The following is a 6,611-nucleotide window of genomic DNA, read 5'->3' on the forward strand; positions in this document are numbered from 1 at the left end:
CGACACTGTTCGCTTCACCGCCCATGTATCTAGCAGGACTTTCGACGGCAGGGAGAGCTAACGCAATTTTTTCGAGAATGGTCATGACGCTAAATTTAGAATTTCATGGGCTTTTTTTCTCAAAAAATTTTTTTTATGGCAAAAAGCCTTGTAAAAATCACGCTACAAATTGTCTTTCGGAATATATAAATGGTAAATTTGGAGTATGAGTATGATTACCTATTTTATTTGGCTTGTTGCCTTTGTTGCCGGAGTAACTGTTTCGTACTTCGTTCCCGAGGACACACTTTCGCTCGGAGGAAAGTTCGTCTTTATTGGAGCCTGGGGTGCTGTTTTGGGGCTAGTCTTGTGTTCCATGTGCAAAAAGAAGGTCGAAAGTGCCGAGGTCGAGTTTACGGAAACATTGAACTCGATCAAGGGTGAAAAATTTGATTTTGCGACGGGCCTTCCTATTGAGACTGAATCTGCCCCCGAACCTGAAACCGAAGACATTCCCCTTCCTAAGGGAGCTGTTTCCGCAAAGGAAGCTCTGAAAAATATCGAAGAAGCTGCAGCCCGCGTGGGATTCCCTCTGGATGTCTGGAAAAAATATTCTCGTACGCTTTTGAAGGATCGTCCTGTTCCGGAAGTTCTGCAGGCTTTGGAAAGTCTCTTGCCGCAGTTGTTCCCGAAAGCTTCAGGAATCCTTTACATGTATGCCGGGGAACAGACAGATTTGCATAAGGTCCTGTCTTTTGGTGAACATGTGATTAGCGATGATGTTATGCGTCCTGCGGAATGTGCAAGTTTTGATGCGGGTGATATTGTCATTACCGATTTTTCAAAGAGCGACTTGAATGGGGGGTGTACCCATTTGCACCACCGCCCGCAGGGAATATCCTTCTGTGCTCCTATTGAAGGCATCGAGGAACATTTCGGTATATTCTCCTTGCAGGTCGATGCTTTGCCTGATAATGAATCTTTGGACGAATGGCATGCCAAGGTGAGCATCGTCGCGACATCCTTAGGCCTTTATGTAGCGAACCAGAATCTGAACATCCGCTACAAGCAGCATAGCATTCGCGATAATTTGACGGGGCTTTTCAACCGTCGTTATATGGAAGAATCTCTTACACGTGAGGTCTCTGCCGCTATTCGCCATAGGACTCCGATTGGGCTTATCATGATGTATCCGGATTCCGTTGAAGAAATTCAGAAACAGCGCGGACGTCATGCGGTAGAACAGTTGCTGTGGGAACTTGGACAGCGCTTGCCGGCTTACGTACGCAACGAGGACATTCCATGTCGCTACGATGGCGATATCTTCTGCGTCATTTTGCCGGGAGCCGATTTGAAAATTACTCGTCAACGAGCAGAAAAGATTCGTAACGAGATTTCTCAGTTGCAGATTGCTTATGGCGATGGAATACTTGCGACGACCCTGAGTATGGGCGTTGCCGTCATGCCGGTTCATGCTGGCGATGCCAATTCACTCTTGTATATGGCCGGCTCGTCGATGCAGATGGCGATCCAGTCTGGAGCGAACCGGGTTATCATCGCTGATGCTCTGGAAGGAAATATGTAACAAAAAACTCAGCTGACTTGCGCCAGCTGAGCTTTTTTGGGGTTAGGAGGAGAACAAAGAGTTCTTGCTCTTAATATAGAATGTTTGGGTGTTCGTGGCAAATGGCGTGCTTGGGCCGAAATTAAAAAGTGTTGAGAACCTTTCAACAATTACAACGGCTATAATGCCCTATCAAAAGGCTCAAGAATAGGGCTAGTTGGGACAGGTTTGTTTTCTTTTCCGTAATGTTTTTTCTAAATTATGAATATGAAGAAATTTATAGCGCCTATTGTGCTGTTGCTGTTGTCTTGCGGCCTTATTGCGTACCTGACGCTCGATTTTTCAGGAAAAAAGTCGTCTTTCGACGCGGAAGCCTATCTTTCTGCCCGGGCCGTTATTGATTCTCTGGAACATGAATTGTGGAATACCAGGAACACACCTGATGCCCAGGTGGCTATTCGCTTGCAGTTGGATTCTGCCTGGGAGTCACTTTCCGCGATGCGTTCGTCGCAAGTTGCTGCTGAGTCTGAAGCGGTTAGGACTGTTGCAGGGATTCCTCTTTCTGTGGAACTTATAAAGTGGGTGGCTGGTGGTGTCGCTGCAATTGCCCTTTGTGTTGTAATTCTGATATTAGTTCTTCGCAAACGGAAGGAATACATTACTCGCCGTATGGAAGCTGTCAAGGCGGAGCGCTTTAAGGAAACTCCGGCCGGTCTTGATGAAGCGACGATTCCTCCTCGTCCACGTCGCGAAAAGCGCTCTATTATTGCTGATGCCGAAGCCTATGCCGCTCATAAGCGTGAGACGATGGAACATCCGATGACGGATTCTCTGCCGGAAAAGGCCGATGATACGCCGAAGGTTGCTTTTGAGGATGAAAATGGCATTCCTGAAAACAAGATTCTGACTTCCGAGCTTGACAACAAGCCGACACTGCGTCCGACTGCCAAGGAACGGATTACTTCCGCGATGCAGAATCTGTCCGATGTACTACGCGCTCCTCGTGGACTTTCTCGTGAGCGTACAATGAAATTGCGCGCCCAGAGTCGCAATCTGACGGGGGACCCGAACCTAAAGTCTCAAAGTCCTCTTGAATTGACTCGTTTTGATCGCGAATCTAGCGAAAAGACTAAGATCATGCAGATGGCTCGTCGCGGCTTTCCTGCTTCGGCGATAGCCTCGAGTCTCAAGATTCCTCAGGAAAAGGTTGAGGCTGTCATCAAGGAAGCCATGGGCTAGTATGCGTTACCGCTTTCGCTGCGAATATCTGGGCAGCGCCTTTTATGGCTGGCAGGCCCAGAACGAAGGTGGTAAAACCAAATTTGTTACGGTGCAGTCCGCTCTGGAAGAGGCGTTTTCTATAGCGCTACGTACTCCAATTCGCATTACAGGATCAGGTCGTACTGATACCGGAGTCCATGCCCGTGGTCAGTGTGCCCATTTCGATTTTGACGGCGAACTGGATCCAGTAAAAACCGTCAACTCGATTAATGGCCTTACAAAGAGATTGATTCGTATCAGAGATTTGGAACCCTGTGCCGCAGATTTTCATTCGCGTTACGATGCGCTTTGCCGCTATTATCAGTATACGATTTTTACGCGTCCTGTCGCACTTTTTCGCGATTTCGGTTGGGAATGCGGTTCGCTTCATCTTGATTTGTCAGTCATGGAAAAAGAGGTGGAATCTTTTTTGGGACACCATGACTTCATTGATTTTTGTATACCCCGAAATGATGGTAAGCCGACGGACTGTATCTTGACGGAGTTCAGGCTAGAATGCCTGAATGACTGGAGCTGTATGTTCCATATCAAAGGAAACCGTTTTTTGCATCGTCAAGTACGTGCCATGGTAGGAACGTTGTTCGATATCGGCCGTGGCCGTTACCCCTTGGGTACGGTCAACCGAATTTTCGAAAGGGATTTTAAAGGGGAACGCACTTGGGCCCCTCCGCAGGGGCTAGTGCTGCAGAACGTGGAATACAAGGACTATTAGCGGCCCATGATGTCGAGCATGTCGCGTATGGCGCGGTCGATGCCGACCATGACGGACTTGCTTACGATACTGTGCCCGATGACGAGCTCGTCTATACCTTCAATATTTGCAATTCCTGCGACGTTTCGGTAGTTGAGGCCTCGGCCTGCCTTGACCTTGAGTCCGTACTTACGAGCGAGTACGGTCATGTCCTCTAAAGCCGAAATTTCCCGTTCAACTTCTTCCATGCTTCCGAGCGTGCAGCTCGTTGCATACTTGCCGGTGTTGAATTCTACGAAATCGGCTCCGATTTTCTTGGCCGCCTTCACCTGTTCCGTTTCTGGATCAATAAATACGCCTACGGAAATATCGTTGTTCTTGAGGGTCATGACGGGTTTGATCAGGTCATTTGCCTTGGCTGCGACATTGAGTCCATCTTCGCTGGACAGGGATGCATGCACTTCGGGAACGAGAGTCACGGTGTCTGGCTGATTGTTGATTGCAATCTGCACCATTTCCTGCGAGGGGGTCATTTCCAGATTCATCTTGCTCGTGATCGTTCTGCGTAACAATTGGACATCTCGGTCCTGGATATGTAGTTTGTCTTCGCGCAGATGCATGGTGATCCCGGAGACACCGGCTAGTTCAGCTAGGACTGCCGCTGCGATAGGATCTGGTTCGCATATTTTGCGGGCTTCGCGGATCGTGGCGATGTGGTCAACATTAAATCCAAGTTTTACGGTCATGCGGGACTCCTTGTCATTTCTTCATAAAAGTAGATAAATTGATGAGAGTGGTGCCTTGCTGTTTCGTTTTTTCCGGCAGGTCTTCTATTTTGTCGAGCGCGCTTTGGCTTAGGGGCAAAATCATAACCGAAATGCCATTGCGCTTGGCTTCGCGGAGCTTGGCGCTAGTGTAGTCCGAAAGGGAACTATTGTCAGGATTATACGGGTTGGCACTTTTGCAAACCATATCCATGTCCTTGCAGGTCTGCGGAACAATGGAAAGCTTGTTCATGGAAATATCCATGAACCAGAGATCATGTTGCTGGGTTGGCTTTAATATGGCCTGAAGCAGTTGCCTGTGTTCTACGGCCTGTTCTCCGTAACGGCTGGCAATTCCCTTTGCGTAGGGAAGTATTTTGAAAGCATCATTAATGACAGTTTCGATCTGTTCTTCGGTATGGTGAATGCGCAGAGGACGAAGCTTATTGTGTCCCTTATTGAGCTTTGTGGATTCCATGGTAATCCACAGAACGACTTCCTTGTTTTTCACCTTGTCCAGATCGGTGAAAAAATCATCCTGTGAGCCAAACGGAGGTACTAGCAGGTCATAGGGAAAGTTGAGTTTGTTTAAGCCGACAATCAGTTCTGGGGTCAGGTTCGTTACCTGGAAAGCGACGGCGAGTAAAGATGCTCCTGGCCTATATTCGTTGCGTGAAACCTGTATTTCGATTTTCAGGGAATCGCCATGGTTGTCAAGCAGATCCAACTTGGCTGCCTGGAATACCGAAGGATCTACGTTGTAGATTTCTTCCATGTAAAGGACTTTGCCGTTGCTTTTGCTGATGAACCGTTGTGCCTGCAACAGGTAGGTGATAATCGTTTGGCCGCCTCCCATGGTCCAAATTTCTCTTTTCTTTCGCTTGGAAAAGTTAACCTGCAGAGGCTGCAGAAAGATTTTCATTCTGTCCTTAAAAGAAAGAGTGTCGGGAATTGTATCCTGTATGGCGAGAGTGTCGCTTACGTTTGAGGTTTTGCGGCTTGCATCCGATAATCCCTGCAGCTCGGCCATTTTTGGAAACAGGAAGACGAATCCGCCTACGAGAACGATAAGGACAATGATTATGGCAAGAATGTGTTTCATTTTTCCCATGGTAAGTGCTAATATAACTAAATTGGCGGTATGCCTATTCTCTTTGCGTTGGCCGGGGCGACCGGAATTGGAAAAACGGAGTTGTCTCTGCAACTTGCAGAACGCTTTGATGCAGAAATTATAGGTGTCGATTCACGCCAGGTATATCGGGGTTTTTCGATAGGGACAGCTCAGCCCGATGTGGCGAGCCTCCGCAGGATAAGGCATCATCTTATAGATTTTCTTTTGCCAACGGAATCCTATTCGGCAGGGGAATTCTGTCGACAGGTCAAAAGTATTGTTGAGAAAAATCCAGAAAAGAATTTCATCCTGGCTGGCGGAACAGGCCTGTATTTGCAGAGTCTGATGCTAGGGCTTCCGTCCATACCTTCGGTTCCCGAGAGCGTTCGCCTGGAACTAGAAGCGATTGCGCAAACTGAATGTGCGGATAGTTTGTATAAAATGGCTCTGGAAGTGGATCCTGAACTAGTACGGAGCGTGGAGCCTAATAATGTCAAGAGGCTTATTCGCATTCTGGAAGTGTACAAGGCGACGGGACATCGACTTTCTGAATATCAGAAGAACCGTGAGGGTGGAATTGGCGAACTGCCGGTTTATTGGTTACAGCGCGATCGCGAGATTTTGTATAAACGAATCGACTTGCGCGTGGACCAGATGATAAGGGATGGCTGGATTGAAGAAGTTCATGAACTTTCAAAGACCGTCCCTCTTTCTGCTCCTGCATGGCAGAGCCTGGGTTATCGAGATTTGCTGCAGGCAGCGAATGCTTCTAGAATAAATGAAGTCATTGATGAAGTGAAAAAGAAAACGCGTAATTATGCTAAGCGACAGTTGACGTGGTTCAGGAGACAAATAAATTGCGTCAACATAGACATGGAAAATGCTCCTTTTGATGCTGTTGTGGCTGATTTTCATAAAACCTCCCTCAAAAAAGTGTGAATAGATTGTTAATTCTCGGGGGCTTTCTCTGCGAAAGACCCGTGCCTTTCCCGTTTTTTGCGAAAATAAGAAAAAAATCTCTTTTTTTCTACAAAAAGGGCCTTGCCAAAGTTTCTGAAAATTCTATAATTGGCGTCGTTCCCGAGAGGGACGGCCGAAAACGAAACGCTAATTGCGAAGAACCAAGTAAGCCGCGATCAAGGGACAGCAACCCGCGAGGTTGCTGAGAAGATTGAAGGAATCGGAGATGTGCTTAGTGACGGGTCCAAGAGAATTCTTGGA

Annotated in this window: 7 protein-coding genes; 5 read left to right on the top strand and 2 right to left on the bottom strand. The window is 47.5% G+C overall.

Features of this window, described 5'->3' with window-relative positions:
- The 4 genes from Q0628_RS04845 to truA form a co-directional block, all read left to right on the top strand.
- Positions 1-209, top strand: a 209-nt coding sequence (locus tag Q0628_RS04845) for a hypothetical protein (RefSeq protein WP_298768687.1), incomplete at its 5' end; no start/stop codon positions are given.
- Positions 206-1,564, top strand: coding sequence for a GGDEF domain-containing protein (locus tag Q0628_RS04850; protein WP_298768689.1), 1,359 nt, complete (start codon positions 206-208; stop codon positions 1,562-1,564). The genes Q0628_RS04845 and Q0628_RS04850, both read left to right, overlap by 4 nt.
- A 246-nt stretch (positions 1,565-1,810) precedes the next feature.
- Complete coding sequence (locus Q0628_RS04855) at positions 1,811-2,782, top strand: hypothetical protein (protein WP_298768691.1); 972 nt, start codon at positions 1,811-1,813, stop codon at positions 2,780-2,782.
- Position 2,783: 1 nt separating this feature from the next.
- Positions 2,784-3,536, top strand: a complete 753-nt coding sequence (gene truA, locus Q0628_RS04860; RefSeq protein WP_298768693.1) for a tRNA pseudouridine(38-40) synthase TruA — start codon at positions 2,784-2,786, stop codon at positions 3,534-3,536.
- Here the strand turns inward: truA and Q0628_RS04865 are convergent.
- Both Q0628_RS04865 and Q0628_RS04870 read right to left on the bottom strand, forming a co-directional pair.
- Positions 3,533-4,261 (bottom strand): pyridoxine 5'-phosphate synthase, encoded by a 729-nt coding sequence (locus tag Q0628_RS04865; RefSeq protein ID WP_298768695.1) that lies wholly within the window; start codon positions 4,259-4,261, stop codon positions 3,533-3,535. The genes truA and Q0628_RS04865 overlap by 4 nt on opposite strands.
- A 13-nt stretch (positions 4,262-4,274) precedes the next feature.
- Positions 4,275-5,390 carry a divergent polysaccharide deacetylase family protein gene (locus Q0628_RS04870; protein ID WP_298768697.1) on the bottom strand — a complete coding sequence of 372 codons (1,116 nt, stop codon included), beginning with the start codon at positions 5,388-5,390 and terminating at the stop codon, positions 4,275-4,277.
- A 30-nt stretch (positions 5,391-5,420) separates the two neighbouring features.
- Here Q0628_RS04870 and miaA point away from each other — a divergent pair, with 30 nt between their 5' ends.
- A complete protein-coding gene (gene miaA / locus Q0628_RS04875) occupies positions 5,421-6,329 on the top strand; it encodes a tRNA (adenosine(37)-N6)-dimethylallyltransferase MiaA (protein ID WP_298768699.1) in 909 nt (302 codons plus the stop codon).
- Positions 6,330-6,611 lie beyond the last annotated feature (282 nt).

The sequence above is a fragment of the uncultured Fibrobacter sp. genome (assembly GCF_937877005.1).
In the GTDB taxonomy this organism is placed as follows: domain Bacteria; phylum Fibrobacterota; class Fibrobacteria; order Fibrobacterales; family Fibrobacteraceae; genus Fibrobacter.